Genomic DNA, 15,194 nt, shown 5'->3' with positions numbered 1-15,194 from the left:
TCGGGCCCTTTAGTCCTTTTAAAACGGTAGTATCCTGCCAAAGTGTTTCCATCGCAGTTAAGGTTAACTGTTCTGATAATTTCTTTTGAGCAAATCCACTTTGTGATAAAATGGAAAAACCGATGAGGGCAGCCGCTGTATATAAAATTGATCTCTTCATTTTTATTATTTTGAAATTTCTAGTGCTTTTTTATCTACATCTGCACCTAAAAGAGAAGCCGTTTTTGCTTTAGAAACATCTGTTCCACTAATTTTTACGCCTTTTGATTTTTCGCCTGAAACATCAAACAATACTTTACTGTTAACTGGATAGGTGAGGTTGCTAATATTGATATTCGAGCCGTTCTGGATCATCACCACCGGACTGGTATTATCAGTAATTACGTTTACGTTTTTCAGAAAAATTCCCGATGCCTCAATAATCTCGATGCCCTTTTTGGCTTTTATGGTTACGTTTTCGAGATACACATCTTTGATGTTCATTTCTGGTAATCCCCTAAAAAATATCGCTTTTTCGGCACCATTGGCCACTACATCTTTAATGTAAAAGTTTTTAAACTGGGGAGTAGCCTCAGTAACAGGAACGGTAACCGTTTTAATGGCTTCACGTTTTTCGCCAGCCAAAGGAACCGGATCCACCGCAGCATAATACATATCGAACAAAATAGCTTCGCCAGGAATATCGATCATGTTGATGTTATTGATATAGATATTTTCTACCACACCACCACGCCCGCGGGTGGTTTTAAAACGCAGACCGATATCAGTACCGATAAATGAACAATCGTACACCCAGATATTTTTAGCACCCCCACTCATTTCACTACCGATGACAAAACCACCATGCGCATGGTAAACGATATTATTTCTTACAATTACATTTTCTGTAGGTACACCACGTTTACGGCCAGCTTCATCGCGACCAGATTTGATACAGATGCCATCGTCGCCAACATCAAAAGTGCTGCCTTCGATTAATACATTTTTGCACGATTCTACATCAACACCATCGCCGTTTTGTGCAAACCAGGGATTTTTCACCTGTAAATTTCTTAAGGTTAAATCCTCGCAAAGCAAAGGGTGTAAATTCCACGCGGGTGAATTTTGAAAGGTAACACCTTCTAAAAGGATTTTTTTACAGCCGGTTAAGACCAGTAAATTGGGACGGAGAAAATCTTTGATATCATCATAATCTGCAGCAGTTTTACCCGCTTCAATTACCCCCGCATTTTTAGTGTTCGAGCCTTTAACGGTTTTCTCTGATGGATACCACATCTTGCCATCGGCTTTAACAATACCTCCGGATGCAACAAGGTTTTTCCACTGTGTTTCGGTGAGTTTATCTTTTTTAACCATACGCCAGGCACCGCCGTTGCCATCAATGATCCCGCTTCCGGTAATGGCAATATTTTCGAGGTTTACACCCGAAATCGGGCTCTGGTTCCGCCATGCAGGCTGACCTTCCCAATTTCCCTGAACGAGTTTATATTGGTTAAAGTCGGCGGTAAACTGAAGAATGGCATCACGTTTTAAGTGAAGGTTTACATTGCTTTTTAACTCGATCGGCCCGGTTAACCACAAACCTGAAGGAATTAATACCACACCGCCGCCTTTTTGGCTAACGCTTGCAATAGTTTTATTAATATTTTCGGTATTTAAGGTAATGCCATCACCTTTTGCCCCAAAGCTGACAATACTTGTAGTATCTTTTTTAAATTTAACCTGCTGGATAATGGGTAAACTTTGCTTTTGTTGAGCCACAGCGGTTGCAGAAGATAAAATTAAGCATGCGAGAGCTACTTTTATATGGCATAAACTACCAGAAATATGTTTCATTATTTGCGCTGTTAAATTATACTTGGTTATTGTAATAACAAGTGTACGTTGTTTGCAGTTAAAACAGAAGAGAAATCTATGCAATCGTTACCGGAGAACAAGGCAAAAAAGCGCCAATAAATAGGCGCTTAACAGCTGTATATCAATTCCTTAATACACTTATTTTACTTCCGGATCCCACCCGCGGAAAACGTTTTCCAAAATGTAGTCCTTATACTCATGATCAGTTAATTGGTGCGACCAATTAGTCCTGTTTTTAGGATCTGCGCCTTTTCCAGTGCTTTTATATTCAGCATAATAAGCCGTTTTTTCATTGCTTTCTTTCCCCCAGTTATTCCAGCCCTCAGGGCGGATAAAATCCGGCAACTCGCAGTTGAGGTAGGCAACTTTGGCATAAGATCTCCAGGGACGGCCCAGGTAAAAACTATTGGCAGGAGCATCTCCCTTAATTTTACATTTGTTGAGGACGTAGCCAAATTTTGTGGTATCGGCAGTTGAAGCAGCTGTAATGTAACCCGCTTTTTTGCAAAAAATGGTACAGCTTTCGAACCATGCTGTCGAAGCCCCGAAAATAAAATCTACTGTTCCCTCTATGTAGCAATTTTTATAGTATTGGCGATTGTTGCCCCCATAAGTATAAAGTGTATCCTGGAAACCTAAAAACCTGCAGTTGGTGAAAATCAGTTTATCGCCTCCGGCCCAAACGGCTACTGCCTGCCCCACCGGGCCTGAAGAATTTTCGAAAGTGATGTTCTCGGCAGAAAAGCCTTCACCATAAATGTAAAAGCTTGATGAACCCGAAGTACCTTTTTCTTCGCCAAAAATATTTTTTTCTGTGCATAATCATCATAAGTTAAAATGGTTTCGTTTAAGCTCTCGCCAATAAACTTTACATTCTTTTTAGACGCCGCCAGAATCAGTTTTTCTTTATAAATACCCTTTTTAATGAAAATTACGGTTGTTTTGTTCCTGAAATCGGGCACAGCATGTATCGCTTCCTGTACAGTTTTAAAATTTCCACTTCCATCGGCTGCTACCACAAAATCGGGTTTAACATCCAGGGCATAAACTGCTGATGAAATGCTTATCAGTAAAAACAGGATGATTGCTCTCATATCAATTTGGTTAGGCTAAAATTAAAATCGGCCACGTAAAAGTATAAACTTTGTAACGCAGCCGTGTTTTAAAATATATGATGAACAATTTTAAACATTAATATTGAAGCGGAAGAAGTTTTTAGCAGATTAAACGTTGCAAACGATGTCGGGAACGATTGCACAGTATCAGCTTGCCTGAAAATAAAAAAACGCTTAATCTTGTTGACAGGCAATAGATGCATCTTGATGCCCAAATAATTGAGAATCTTGATGCCAACCACAAGCCGCATTAAGATTCCCGCCTGCGCGGGCAATACATAAAACCAAATATTAAAAAAATCATTGTAAGATGAAATATCTATACAGTTCAATCCTATTTTTAAGTGTTAGCATCAATGCCTTTGCCCAACAAACGCCAGATAACCGTTATGTTTCTAAAGTTTGGGTGTCTGATTTAGGTAATGGAACTTATAGAAATCCGGTAATCAATGCAGATTATTCCGATCCCGACGCCATCCGTGTGGGTGCCGATTTTTATATGATCGCCTCCAGTTTTGATGCCATACCCGGATTACCGATTTTGCATTCGAAAGATCTGATTAACTGGAAAATCATCGGTCACGCTTTAAAACGTCAGCCTCCATTCGAGCATTTCGAAAAGACACAACATGGCAATGGTGTTTGGGCGCCGGCTATCCGTTATCATAATGGCGAATTTTACATTTATTACCCGGATCCCGACTTTGGTATATATTTAACCAAGGCTAAAACCATAACCGGCGAATGGTCTGCACCTAAATTGGTTGCTGAAGGGAAAGGATTGATTGATCCATGCCCATTTTGGGATGAGGATGGCAAAGCTTATCTGGCTTATGCTTTTGCAGGTAGTCGTGCAGGCATTAAAAGTTTATTGGCGATTATGCCATTAACCATCGATGGCTCTAAAGCGACAGAAACGGGTAGAATTGTTTATGATGGGCACGAGCTCGACCCCACCATAGAAGGCCCAAAATTTTATAAACGCAATGGCTATTACTATCTGTTTGCACCTGCTGGTGGCGTTTCCACTGGCTGGCAATTGATTCTAAGAAGTAAAAATATTTATGGCCCTTATGAAAGAAAAGTAGCCATGGATCAGGGAAAATCTGCGGTAAACGGTCCACATCAAGGTGCCTGGGTAAACACACAAACCGGTGAAGATTGGTTCCTGCATTTTCAGGATAAAGACGCTTATGGCCGGGTAATACATCTTCAACCCATGAAATGGATCAATAACTGGCCGGTTATCGGCCTCGATGCAGATGGAGACGGAAAAGGTGAACCAGTAGCTAACTACAAAAAACCAAATGTAGGGAAGGTTTACCTAATTGAAACACCTGTAGAAAGTGATGAATTTGGTACAGTAAAATTAGGTTTGCAGTGGCAATGGCAGGCCAATCCGCAGCCGACCTGGTTATTTACTGATGCAGATAAGGGATTGTTAAAATTATACACGGCAAAAATTCCCGATGAGGCTAAAAATCTTTGGGACGTTCCGAACCTGTTGATGCAGAAATTCCCTGCCGATGAATTTATGGCAACAACGAAACTCAATTTTAAACCTAATCCAAAATTGAATGGTGAAAAAACGGGTTTAGTAATCATGGGACGCAATTATGCACAAATGAGTATCAAAAGCAAAAAAGACGGATTATACCTCATATATGGTGTTTGCCAGAATGCGGATAAGGGAAAAGCAGAGAATGAAAAAGAAATTGCCAGGCTGAAATCGGGCTTGGTTTATTTTCGCGTAAAAGTTGCTGCAGGTGCAAAATGCCAGTTCAGTTATAGTGAAGATGGCATAAATTTCACTAATGTTGGTGATGAATTTCAAGCCACTGCCGGGCAATGGATCGGTGCAAAAATGGGATTATTTGCTATTAGAGATACCCAAACAAATGACTCAGGCATCGCAGAATATGATTGGTTCCGCGTACAACCTTTAAAATAAAATATGATGAAAAAATATAAATTTCTTATCGCAGCATTTGGTGCTATTTTACTAATGTCTTTCATCATGAAACCTAAGCCTGTTAAAGTTTATTTGATCGGCGATTCTACGGTTGCAGATTATACTTTGGATGAGGGATACATGCAGAAGAAATATCCCATTACTGGTTGGGGACAGGTTTTTCAACAGTTTTTAACAAAAGACAGTTTAAAAAAATTAAACAAACTAATTAAAAGTGATAGCGCTTTAGTTGTTGATAAAGCAAAAGGCGGCAGAAGCACCCGGACTTTTTTCGAAGAGGGCAGGTGGAAAGATGTTTTATCAACCCTGGAAAAGAATGACCTTGTATTGATCCAATTTGGACATAACGATGCAGCGAAAGACAAACCTGAACGTTATGTAGATATTCCGGGATATAAAGATTTTTTAAGGATGTATGTAAAAGAAACAAGGGCAAAAGGTGCTTTACCGATCCTCATTACACCAGTTACCCGTAATTACCCATGGAAAGACGGTAAACTAGGCAGCGCACATGGCGAATATCCTCAGGCAGTAAAGGATGTGGCGAAAGAATTAAATGTGCCCATAATTGATCTTACTTTACTTTCAGCTGAATTTTTCACCACCAAAGGCAACGAATTTGTGAGCAAAAATTATTTTATGAATTTAGATTCGGAGAAATATGAAGCTTATCCAAAAGGGCAAAAAGACAATACCCACTTCCAACCCGAAGGCGCCAAAGCAATCGCACAGTTGGTTTACCAATCATTAAAAAACATTAACCGCAATTCGAATTAATTAAGCCATTCTTTGCAACAGAAGTATAAACTATAATTCTTCAGAACTTTCTGGCAGGTGATCGTATTCACCTTTCCATGCATAAAAGCCAAATATCATCAACCCCAAACTAATCGGGAGAAAAATAAACAGGATAATTGCCCACTGCAGAATGGTATTTGTCCGTTCAATATCTGTATGGGCCAAGCCCACTTTATCAATCGCATGGATAAACAAAAAAGTCATTGTTAATGGTCCTAAAACCATCCAAATCAGTCCTAAAAATTTCTTTAACGTATTCATCTTCTTCTAATCGTTAATATTCTCGTCTCTTTTATTCGATAAATAAATGGTGCCAATAACCAAACTCAACGCAGCTATGCCTATCGGATACCAAAGGCCTGATAATGGTGTAGAGCCAGAAAAGCTTGCAATTAGCGTTGCAATAAAAGGTACAAGCCCTCCGAAAACACCATTACCGATATGATAAGGAAGCGACATAGAGGTATATCTAATTTTAGTTGGGAATAACTCTACCAGGAAAGCAGCAATTGGCCCATAAACCATGGTTACCAGCAGAATCTGGAAGAAAATTAAGCCAACAAATTTCCAGAATACCGGCGTAGGTAAAACTTTGTCTTTTATTACTTCTTTGCCTGAAAGAATCCCTTTGGTTTGAGAAACGGTATCGATTTGCACCCTGTTAAAGGAAGCACCATTTTTAAGCATTACTTTAGTAGAAACCGTCCGTAGACTATCGGTTGAATTCGCAATTAAAAGAGAAGTTACCTGAGCCGGATTAGCAGATAAAATATCAGTCTGTTCAACTTTTGTATAATCGGTATCATCCAAAAACATTTGATAAATGGGGCGATAAAAAGAATGCCCAAAAGCATACCGCTTAACATGATCCATTTCCGGCCAACCTTATCACTCCAGGCACCAAATACCACAAAAAAAGGAGTAGCAAAAGCAATTCCCCAGAGTAAAATATATCTTGAATCGTTAAAATCCAGCTTACAGGTATTCTCTAGAAATGATTGTGCATAAAACTGTCCCGTATACCAGATTACTCCTTGCCCCATAGTAGCGCCAAACAGCGCCAGGAGCACCATTTTAAAATTCGCCTTGTTATTAAAGCTCTCTTTCAGTGGATTTTTTGAGACATTTCCTTCAGCCTTTAATTTAGAAAACATCGGCGATTCGTGCATTTTCATGCGGATATAAATTGAAACCACAACCAATACGATCGATAATACGAAAGGGATTCTCCACCCCCAATCGCCAAAAGTTTCGGCACCTAAAATATTTTTCGTAATGACAATAATCCCTAACGAAAGGAACAAACCCAATGTTGCGGTAGTTTGGATCCAGCTGGTAAAAACCGCGTTTGTTTTTGGGTGCGTGCTCTGCTACATAGGTTGCGGCACCACCATATTCGCCACCTAAAGCCAAACCCTGGATTAACCTTAATATTAAAACCAAAATTGGTGCAGCATAACCAATGCTTTTATAAGAGGGAATTAAACCGATAAAAAATGTCGATCCACCCATTAGTACCAAAGTAAGTAAAAAAGTATATTTCCGGCCGATTAAATCGCCGAGTCTGCCAAAAACCAGTGCCCCAAATGGACGAACAATAAAACCTGCTGCGAAAATAGCCAAGGTGTTGATTAAGGCTGATGCACCAGCATCTTCCGGAAATAACTGATGACCAATGATAACCGCAAGGCTACCAAAAATATAAAAATCGTACCATTCAATCAGTGTCCCTAAAGATGATGCACCGATTACTTTAAAGATATTGTTCCTGGGTAAATTGTCGCTCATATATGTAATTTAGAATATTTGGTTTCCCAAGATAAACATTTGAATGACAATTGGCAACCTGTACCTTTTGTCATTTAATTTGTTACATTATCAAACTTTTCGGCTTTAGTTTTGTATTTTCATCCGTAACGAATTTATCTCCCTTCAGATTATATGCTTTTAATACAAAACATTAGGTTAAGTAGAATTTTAAGGAATACGTGGCACGTTGATCTGATCATGATTGCCTCTTGTACTGTAGCTTACTTTGTACGTGAATATTTAATTGCGCATCATTTTTCCATTCCATCCATCATCCCAACAGTTTTAGGTACAGCTATTGCTTTTTTTATTGGTTTTAACAATAACCAGGCTTACGATAGGTGGTGGGAAGCACGAAAAATATGGGGAGCCCTGGTAAATGATTCACGCTCCTATGCACGGGCTTTGCTCAATTATGTTGATGAAGATGAAGAAAGTGTAAAACGTATGATTTACAGGCATATTGCATTCTTGTACGCTTTAAAAGCTAATTTGAGGGGAGCGGTAGACGAAATTTACACCAAATATTTAACTGAGGCAGATTTACAGGAAATAAAAAAACATAACAATAAGCATAACGCCATTTTAAATATCCAATCCAGAGATTTACAAAAATTATCAAAATCAAATGCTATTGATGGCTTCCGTTTTATCGAGATTAATGAGATGCTTACCAGATTTTCTGATTCTATGGGCATGAGCGAGCGCATTAAAAATACCATATTCCCCACAACCTATACCTATCTTACTAAAGTATTTATCTGGTTATTTGTAGTAACATTTACCCTCGTAATCAGTCAGGATGCAGGGCCGGCAGCCATATTTTTAGGCTGGTTAATCGGTTTCGTCTTTGTATCTACGCAGGTTAACGGAATGAGTTTGATTAACCCTTTCGAAAACAATTCTGCAGGCATTCCGCTTAACCAGATTACCAGAACGATAGAGATCAATCTTTTGCAGATGCTCGAAGAAGAAGAGATTCCGGAGCCCGTTAAGCCGATTAATGATGAATATGTGCTTTAGGTTTTCTTCCCCATATTTAATACCGAAGCGGACGAAGATCTCTCTATTTCTTTGCACTTCATCCAATAGCTATCTAATCGAGATAACGACCGCTCCAGAATTTTGTACTCCGTTCAATTCACGATTTGGGACCTTCCATAATTCCGACTAATTGTTTAACTCAGTTTTTAATTTCTCCTCAAAAAGCACTGACTTAGCTTTAAACTGTGGGTCAGAAAAAGAAATATTGGCTGTGGCATAAATAATCTTTCCATCCTTGCCAACCAAAATATTCGATGGAAAACCATGGTTGATATTTAACCTGCGGATTTCATCCTTACTCAAAGATACAATCTCGTATCTGTAGCCATTCTTTTTCTGAAAACGTTTAGCGCTTGCAGGGGCATCGTGTGTAATGCCTATAAACCTTACCGCCTTTTTGCCATATTTCGCCGCCAAATTATTTAATTCGGGCATTTCAGCAATGCATGGAGGGCATTTTTCGAACCAAAAGTTGATGACCACTACCTGGTTTTTTAAATCGGTAGTGGAGAACGGCTTTTTATTAATGGTTAAACCATTAAAAGAGGGTAAGTCTTTACCCGTTAAATCTTCGAAGAAAGTTTCCTGCGTGGCCCATTTAACTGGAGCATCTTGCGCCAATGCTGTAAAAGAAAAAACAGAGAGCAGCAGAATCAAATAAGTTTTCATTAGCATTAAATATAAAAAAAGTCCCGCCAATAGGGCAGGACTTTAACATTTGTTTGGTTTAGAAAATCTTATTTAAAGGTAACAGAACCATATTCAGTTTTGATGGATATGGTTGCAGCACCACCGCCACCAATCTTGCCGCTATATTTTTTGGTTTCATCATCTTTGCTTACCAAACTTGACGTTACGTTTGAACCATATTTAAATCCGGCATACGAAGTAGAAACATTGAAATTCCCATTATAACGATCTGCAAAGCCCAATCCAATACTCACATATTCGCCTCCGAAAGTGAAGTTTTTACAGGCAGGGGTAATTTCGCTCACATTTAACCGGTTATAATCCATGTCGATGTTCGCATCGCCATTAAGTGTGCCTAAAGTAACATTCGAATATTCTGCTTTAACCGCAATTTTACCCGCTGATGCAATATTCAGATCGCCATAGGCCTGTTTAGCAACCGTATTGCCTTTAACCGTGTTGATATTTACTTTGGCATATTCTGCATTTAAAAGAAGGTTCCCACCAATAGTGCCAATGGTTAAACCTTTGCCATATTGCACTTTAATATCAGCCGATTTCCTGATCGTATTGATATTTACAGCAACATATTCTGCGTCAAGTTGTAAAGTACCCACAGCGCCAATGGTTACCGGGCCATTATATTCGTGTTTTACCACTGCAGCATTCAGGTCCTGGATATCGCATTTACCATATTGAACATTGATATAGTTATTTACGTTGCTTAAACTCCCAGCCACCAGATTGCCATATTCTACCTTTAAAGAAGTTGGACCTGAAAAATTACCCAATTCTACATTGCCATATTCTTGTGAAACTGTTAAGGGATTTACTGCTGGCATATACACCACGTAGTTTACTTTTACTTCCCTCCGCCAGGTGGTTACTCCATTTTTCACCCCACGGCCATAACGTCCGTTTCTATCACCCATATTCGTTCTGAAAGTAACGACATCACCGTTTTTGGTCGCATCAATACTTATCCCGTCAATCAGTTTTTGCGCATCGTTATCCGAACTGCTGTAAGCTTTAATATCTACATCCACACGTACTTCTTTTTTGTCCCAGGTTTTAATTACGATAGATCCATACTGGTTATTTAAACTAACTTTATCGTTATTATCTATATTAAAACTTTTGCTAAAAGATTTTGAGCGTTCGGCATCGCCACCCGCTTGTTTATACCTTGAAGTATTAACCATCGCTACCATAGATGATTTTTCTAAATTTTCTACAACTACTTTCTCTGATGGACTATTTACCGCCCCTTCTTGTGCATTGGTTTTTACGGCAATTAAAGCCATAATGGCTAAAAATATTCTTATTGTTCTCATGTTGTTAATTGTTTAAACACCTATTCGCTTAAAACCTGCCGGCTGGTACATAAACTTTCGATGTAGTGAGCGTTCCCCTCTTAGTATCAAGTTGCGTGAATCGGGTATCAAGCCTGATTCTGCTATTAAATAATTTCACTTTTGCTGCTTTCAGCTTAAATCTGGTTAACCCTTTTGTAATCGTCAACCTGGTTAATAATCAATAATTGTTGTTTTAATAACTGTAACTGTATTTCGCGGTTTTTTACCATAGCTTTTACCACAAAAGTTTGGTTGGGCGAGGTTGGCAGTTCTGCTTTTAACCTTTCGTAATCTTCATCAAGCTTTCTCAGGTCGGCAGTAAATTTTTTATATAATTCAGGGTTTGCTGAAGCGAAAATAGCCAAACTATCCCTTTTTTCGGTAATCAACCCAGCAAAGTGGACTTCTTTTTTTGCATACGAAGCGCTAACGTCGGCTATTTCTAAATCTTTGTTTTGCAACCTTCCGGCGTACAGCCAAACTAAACCGAAAACCACTACGATGGCTGCTGCAGCACTCATCCATAAATAAAGCTTTACTGGTTTTTTTATTTTTTGTATCTAATTCCTGTTCAATCTTTGCCCAAAGCCCTGCCGGCGGCTCCATGATATCGAAAGCTTTACGGTTTTCTTTTACAAAAGTTTCTAATCTATTATTCATCTCTCATCCCTTTCGTTTCTAAAATACTTTTTAACTTCTTTTTAGCGCGCATGTACTGTGTACGGCTAGTGTTTTCACTTATTTTTAAAATATGTGCAATCTCTTCATGGTCATAACCTTCTAAAAGGTATAAACTCAATACTACCCGGTAACCGTCTGGCAATTGGGTAATGGCCTGTCTTATTTCTTCGGCCTGCAACTGCACTTCACTGTCATCAAAACTATCTTCATCCGGTATTTCAGATATTTCTTCAGTATTTACAAATTCCATCTTGCGTTTACGCAGGTAATTGATGGATTTGTTAATCACAATCTGCTTTAACCAAAGCCCGAAGGTAGTTTCCTGCCTGAAATCAACAATTCTGGTAAAGGCATCTAAAAATGCTTCCTGTAAAACATCTTCCGCCTCTTCCTCATAATTTAAAATGCGCAGCGCCACATTATACATGGCCTTTGCATACAGCTTGTACAATTCAAACTGTGCTCGCGCGGCTGCCCTGCATGCATTTTTTTACAAGTTCCAGGTTTTTATCGATGTATACGGCTTCCAAAATTTCGAATATTCTGATTATAAGACATAAGGGATTTTAAAACGTTGCATCAAGGTATAAAAAAAGTTTAAAATATGTTAATTCAGTATTAAGATTAGAATCAAATGCGCTGCGAGGCACAAGAACGGAGTGTAAAATAAGCTTCCTCATTTCGTAAAGAAATGTTTTATCTTAATTGGAAATGAGCGGTTCTGTGCTTTTGGCTTTTTCAGTCCCGCTTTTTGGTACGAGTTCCGGTGAAGGACCGGAAGCTCTCCCCGGCAATCGGGTTTAGATAAAAAGTTTGGTGCCCTGAAGCAAACCGCTGTTAGCTAAACCTGACAGGAGCGAACACGTAGTGCAACGAAGTAAAGCGGATGGCAGGGCTACAGTATCTATGAAATACTGCCGTTTCATTTCCAAAACATAAAAGTCTTGTATAATGTTAGAAAATGATTGGTCCTGTGCTTTTGGCTTTTTCAGTCCCGCTTTTTGGTACGAGTTCCGATGAAGGACCGGAAGCTCTCCCCGGCAATCGGGTTTAGATGCAAAGTTTGGTGCCCTGAAGCAAACCGCTGTTAGCTAAACCTGACAGGAGCGAACACGTAGTGCAACGAAGTAAAGCGGATGGCAGGGCTACAGTATCTATGAAATACTGCCGTTTCATTTCCAAAACATAAAAGTCTTGTATAATGTTAGAAAATGATTGGTCCTGTGCTTTTGGCTTTTTCAGTCCCGCTTTTTGATACGAGTTCCGGTGAAGGACCGGAAGCTCTCCCCGGCAATCGGGTTTAGATGCAAAGTTTGGTGCCCTGAAGCAAACCGTTGTTAGCTAAACCTGGCAGGAGCGAACACTTAGTGCAACGAAGTAAAGCGGATGGCAGGGCTACAGTATCTATGAAATACTGCCGTTTCATTTCCAAAACATAAAAGTCTTGTATAATGTTAGAAAATGATTGGTCCTGTGCTTTTGGCTTTTTCAGTCCCGCTTTTTGGTACGAGTTCCGATGAAGGACCGGAAGCTCTCCCCGGCAATCGGGTTTAGATGCAAAGTTTGGTGCCCTGAAGCAAACCAATGTTAGCTAAACCTGACAGGAGCAAACACGTAGTGCTGCAACTAAGTAAAGCGGATGGCAGGGCTACAGTATCTATGAAATGCTTTCATTTCCAAAAACTAAAACATCTATTCGTTATTATTAAGAGAAAATGAGCAGTGCACAGCACTTTACAGTATAAGAGGTCAGCTTTCAATCAGTTACAGGCAACTAACCGATTAAACAAATTTTAAAACTTATTCTTCCACATCATACTCTCAACGGGCTTTGTGGTTTTATTATTGTATTTGGCGTTTCCTTTTGAGTTGTACATGGTTTCGATATTGCCTTCAACTGCAAAATAAATCAGCTGACCAATAGGCATTCCGGCGTAAATTTTAACCGGCTGTGCTACTGAAATCTCTAGTGTCCAGGTGTTGCAGAAACCCACATCGCCTTTACCTGCCGTAGCATGGATATCGATGCCTAAACGGCCGGTACTGCTTTTTCCTTCTAAAAACGGAACATGTTGATGTGTTTCGGTATATTCTAACGTTACGCCCAGATATAAAACACCTGGGTGAAGAACGAAGCCATCTTTTGGAATTTCGAAATGCTCAATTTCGTTATGCGCTTTAGCATCCAGCACACGGCTTTTATAGGTGGCCAGGTATTTCCCTAAATGAACATCATAAGAGTTTGTGCCTAAACATTCGCGTTTAAAAGGTTCGATGATGATTGTACCCTTCTCAATTTCTTCTAATATCCTGCTATCAGATAATATCATTTTTATGCGTATTTTTGGCCTAAATTATCATTTATTTAAGATAATTTTGCATGTAATCTCCAATTTAATCAATGCCAATAATTTACCACAAAAATATTGATCAGCATTCTGTTTTAGCAATTTGGAAAATTGAGGAAACAGAAGAAGAATTGTTGGCCGGACTGCAACTTAAGCAGCATGAACATGATATTATTTCATCATTAAACAGTGGCAAAAGGTTACTGCACTGGTTAAGTACGAGGCTGCTGTTGAGAACAATGCTAAATACTAACGAGTATATTGACTGCCAGTTTGATGAACATGGTAAACCCTATCTGGTTAATTTCGATTACCATATTTCTTTAAGCCATTCTTACGATTATGCAGCGGTAATGATCAGCAAAGATCATCCTGTTGGCGTGGATATTGAACTGATTAAACATAAAATAAAAAGCATTAAACACAAGTTTTTGAGTGATGTAGAACTTGCCCAAAGGCAAATTGGAGATAATACCGATGGCTTATACGTAGCCTGGTGTGCTAAAGAGGCCATTTATAAGTGGCATGGCAAAAAAGGACTGGAGTTTAAACAGCATATCCACATTAAACCTTTTAAGCTAAGAAACGAAGGTTCATTAAATGCACTGGTAGAATTGCCAGCCGGTACGCGAGAGTTGACCATTAATTACTTTAAAACAAAAGACGGTTACATGTTAGGCTATGTAGCCAGCAATTCTTAATATAAATGGAGATGAACGAGACAATGGAAAAAGCAATTGCAACAGGTTTAAAACCAACTATTTTTGCAGACTGGGGCTTAACAGACTACCAGGAAGCCTGGGATAAACAGGAAGATTTGTTAAATAAAACGGTAGCCATTAAAACCGAAAACCGTGTAAATAACACCAATAAGCCTACTCCAAACCACCTTGTATTTTGCGAGCACCCACACGTTTATACTCTGGGTAAAAGCGGACATCCTGAAAATTTATTATTGGATGAACAGGGATTAAAAGAAAAAAAGCAACCTATTATAAAATTAACCGCGGTGGCGATATTACTTATCATGGCCCAGGGCAGATTGTAGGATATCCTATTCTTGATCTGGATAATTTCTTTACTGATATCCATTTATACCTGCGTACTCTGGAAGAAGCTGTTATCCTTACTTTAAATGATTACGGGATAGAGGCGGGACGTTATCCTGGCTTTACCGGGGTTTGGTTAGATGCCGATAACGAAAAAGCCCGTAAAATATGCGCTATGGGCGTTCGTTGCAGCCGTTGGGTTACCATGCATGGTTTTGCCTTTAATGTAAATGTGGATTTAGATTATTTCAAAAATATTGTTCCCTGCGGTATTGATGATAAAGCAGTAACCTCTTTAGCAAAAGAATTGGGTTATCAATTAGATATGGAGGAAGTAAAAGGTAAACTGAAGAACCACATTGCCGGACTCTTTAAAATGCAACTGATTTAATCGGCTGGATAAAACTAAGCCAAACGCAACTTCGTAGATTACCCTATGAAGATTTTATTAAGCGCCATTTTATTTTCTTTCTTAA

The 15,194-nt window shown here is 39.1% G+C and carries 14 protein-coding genes and 2 pseudogenes; 5 read left to right on the top strand and 11 right to left on the bottom strand.

The window, feature by feature from the left end:
- Positions 1-165 precede the first annotated feature (165 nt).
- From ACQ86H_RS01255 to ACQ86H_RS01245, 3 genes are all read right to left on the bottom strand, one after another.
- The gene (locus tag ACQ86H_RS01255) at positions 166-1,836 is read right to left on the bottom strand and encodes a glycoside hydrolase family 28 protein (RefSeq protein WP_431293598.1); all 1,671 of its coding nucleotides are present in this window, start codon (positions 1,834-1,836) and stop codon (positions 166-168) included.
- A 159-nt stretch (positions 1,837-1,995) separates the two neighbouring features.
- On the bottom strand, positions 1,996-2,616 hold the full coding sequence (locus tag ACQ86H_RS01250; RefSeq protein ID WP_431295506.1) for a pectinesterase family protein: 621 nt from the start codon (positions 2,614-2,616) through the stop codon (positions 1,996-1,998).
- The gene (locus tag ACQ86H_RS01245; protein ID WP_431293597.1) at positions 2,544-2,951 is read right to left on the bottom strand and encodes a pectinesterase family protein; all 408 of its coding nucleotides are present in this window, start codon (positions 2,949-2,951) and stop codon (positions 2,544-2,546) included. The genes ACQ86H_RS01250 and ACQ86H_RS01245 overlap by 73 nt, the downstream gene beginning before the upstream one ends.
- Positions 2,952-3,282: 331 nt before the next feature.
- Here ACQ86H_RS01245 and ACQ86H_RS01240 point away from each other — a divergent pair, with 331 nt between their 5' ends.
- Both ACQ86H_RS01240 and ACQ86H_RS01235 read left to right on the top strand, forming a co-directional pair.
- The gene (locus tag ACQ86H_RS01240) at positions 3,283-4,923 is read left to right on the top strand and encodes a glycoside hydrolase family 43 protein (protein WP_138819026.1); all 1,641 of its coding nucleotides are present in this window, start codon (positions 3,283-3,285) and stop codon (positions 4,921-4,923) included.
- 3 nt (positions 4,924-4,926) lie between these two features.
- A complete protein-coding gene (locus ACQ86H_RS01235) occupies positions 4,927-5,721 on the top strand; it encodes a rhamnogalacturonan acetylesterase (RefSeq protein ID WP_138819027.1) in 795 nt (264 codons plus the stop codon).
- Between the two features lie 30 nt (positions 5,722-5,751).
- Here the strand turns inward: ACQ86H_RS01235 and ACQ86H_RS01230 are convergent, their stop codons facing one another.
- From ACQ86H_RS01230 to ACQ86H_RS01220, 3 genes and pseudogenes are all read right to left on the bottom strand, one after another.
- Complete coding sequence (locus tag ACQ86H_RS01230) at positions 5,752-6,003, bottom strand: DUF6814 family protein (RefSeq protein WP_138819028.1); 252 nt, start codon at positions 6,001-6,003, stop codon at positions 5,752-5,754.
- A gap of 6 nt (positions 6,004-6,009) precedes the next feature.
- Positions 6,010-6,552, bottom strand: coding sequence for a hypothetical protein (locus tag ACQ86H_RS01225; protein WP_431293596.1), 543 nt, complete (start codon positions 6,550-6,552; stop codon positions 6,010-6,012).
- Positions 6,486-7,530: pseudogene (locus tag ACQ86H_RS01220) on the bottom strand (MFS transporter). The gene ACQ86H_RS01225 and the pseudogene ACQ86H_RS01220 overlap by 67 nt, the downstream one beginning before the upstream one ends.
- Before the next feature lie 153 nt (positions 7,531-7,683).
- On the opposite strand from ACQ86H_RS01220, the gene ACQ86H_RS01215 reads away from it, so the two are divergent.
- The gene (locus ACQ86H_RS01215; protein WP_138819030.1) at positions 7,684-8,574 is read left to right on the top strand and encodes a bestrophin family protein; all 891 of its coding nucleotides are present in this window, start codon (positions 7,684-7,686) and stop codon (positions 8,572-8,574) included.
- 147 nt (positions 8,575-8,721) lie between these two features.
- On the opposite strand, the gene ACQ86H_RS01210 is transcribed toward ACQ86H_RS01215, so the two are convergent.
- The 5 genes from ACQ86H_RS01210 to dcd form a co-directional block, all read right to left on the bottom strand.
- On the bottom strand, positions 8,722-9,264 hold the full coding sequence (locus ACQ86H_RS01210) for a TlpA family protein disulfide reductase (protein WP_431293595.1): 543 nt from the start codon (positions 9,262-9,264) through the stop codon (positions 8,722-8,724).
- Between the two features lie 68 nt (positions 9,265-9,332).
- Positions 9,333-10,619 (bottom strand): hypothetical protein, encoded by a 1,287-nt coding sequence (locus tag ACQ86H_RS01205; protein ID WP_246862669.1) that lies wholly within the window; start codon positions 10,617-10,619, stop codon positions 9,333-9,335.
- Between the two features lie 155 nt (positions 10,620-10,774).
- Positions 10,775-11,161, bottom strand: coding sequence for a hypothetical protein (locus ACQ86H_RS01200; protein ID WP_431293594.1), 387 nt, complete (start codon positions 11,159-11,161; stop codon positions 10,775-10,777).
- Between the two features lie 131 nt (positions 11,162-11,292).
- Positions 11,293-11,772: an RNA polymerase sigma factor gene (locus tag ACQ86H_RS01195; RefSeq protein ID WP_431293593.1), complete on the bottom strand. Its 480-nt coding sequence runs from the start codon at positions 11,770-11,772 to the stop codon at positions 11,293-11,295.
- 1,342 nt (positions 11,773-13,114) lie between these two features.
- A complete protein-coding gene (dcd, locus tag ACQ86H_RS01190; RefSeq protein WP_138819033.1) occupies positions 13,115-13,651 on the bottom strand; it encodes a dCTP deaminase in 537 nt (178 codons plus the stop codon).
- Positions 13,652-13,722: 71 nt separating this feature from the next.
- Here dcd and ACQ86H_RS01185 point away from each other — a divergent pair, with 71 nt between their 5' ends.
- Together ACQ86H_RS01185 and lipB are read left to right on the top strand one after the other, a co-directional pair.
- Entirely contained in the window at positions 13,723-14,370 is a 648-nt protein-coding gene (locus tag ACQ86H_RS01185; protein ID WP_138819034.1) for a 4'-phosphopantetheinyl transferase family protein, read from the top strand.
- Between the two features lie 23 nt (positions 14,371-14,393).
- A pseudogene (lipB, locus tag ACQ86H_RS01180) lies at positions 14,394-15,109 on the top strand (lipoyl(octanoyl) transferase LipB).
- The last annotated feature ends 85 nt before the right edge of the window (positions 15,110-15,194 follow it).

The sequence above is a fragment of the Pedobacter sp. P26 genome (assembly GCF_050632135.1).
In the GTDB taxonomy this organism is placed as follows: domain Bacteria; phylum Bacteroidota; class Bacteroidia; order Sphingobacteriales; family Sphingobacteriaceae; genus Pedobacter.
The sequence above is the reverse complement of the archived record's forward strand: the minus strand, read 5'-3'. Positions and strand labels throughout refer to the sequence as shown.

Coding starts and splice junctions, on each gene's coding strand:
- ACQ86H_RS01255 (WP_431293598.1), bottom strand. CDS start 1,836: ATGAAACATATTTCTGGTAGTTTATGCCATATAAAAGTAGCTCTCGCA.
- ACQ86H_RS01245 (WP_431293597.1), bottom strand. CDS start 2,951: ATGAGAGCAATCATCCTGTTTTTACTGATAAGCATTTCATCAGCAGTT.
- ACQ86H_RS01240 (WP_138819026.1), top strand. CDS start 3,283: ATGAAATATCTATACAGTTCAATCCTATTTTTAAGTGTTAGCATCAAT.
- ACQ86H_RS01235 (WP_138819027.1), top strand. CDS start 4,927: ATGATGAAAAAATATAAATTTCTTATCGCAGCATTTGGTGCTATTTTA.
- ACQ86H_RS01230 (WP_138819028.1), bottom strand. CDS start 6,003: ATGAATACGTTAAAGAAATTTTTAGGACTGATTTGGATGGTTTTAGGA.
- ACQ86H_RS01215 (WP_138819030.1), top strand. CDS start 7,684: ATGCTTTTAATACAAAACATTAGGTTAAGTAGAATTTTAAGGAATACG.
- ACQ86H_RS01210 (WP_431293595.1), bottom strand. CDS start 9,264: ATGAAAACTTATTTGATTCTGCTGCTCTCTGTTTTTTCTTTTACAGCA.
- ACQ86H_RS01205 (WP_246862669.1), bottom strand. CDS start 10,619: ATGAGAACAATAAGAATATTTTTAGCCATTATGGCTTTAATTGCCGTA.
- ACQ86H_RS01200 (WP_431293594.1), bottom strand. CDS start 11,161: ATGAGTGCTGCAGCAGCCATCGTAGTGGTTTTCGGTTTAGTTTGGCTG.
- dcd (WP_138819033.1), bottom strand. CDS start 13,651: ATGATATTATCTGATAGCAGGATATTAGAAGAAATTGAGAAGGGTACA.
- ACQ86H_RS01185 (WP_138819034.1), top strand. CDS start 13,723: ATGCCAATAATTTACCACAAAAATATTGATCAGCATTCTGTTTTAGCA.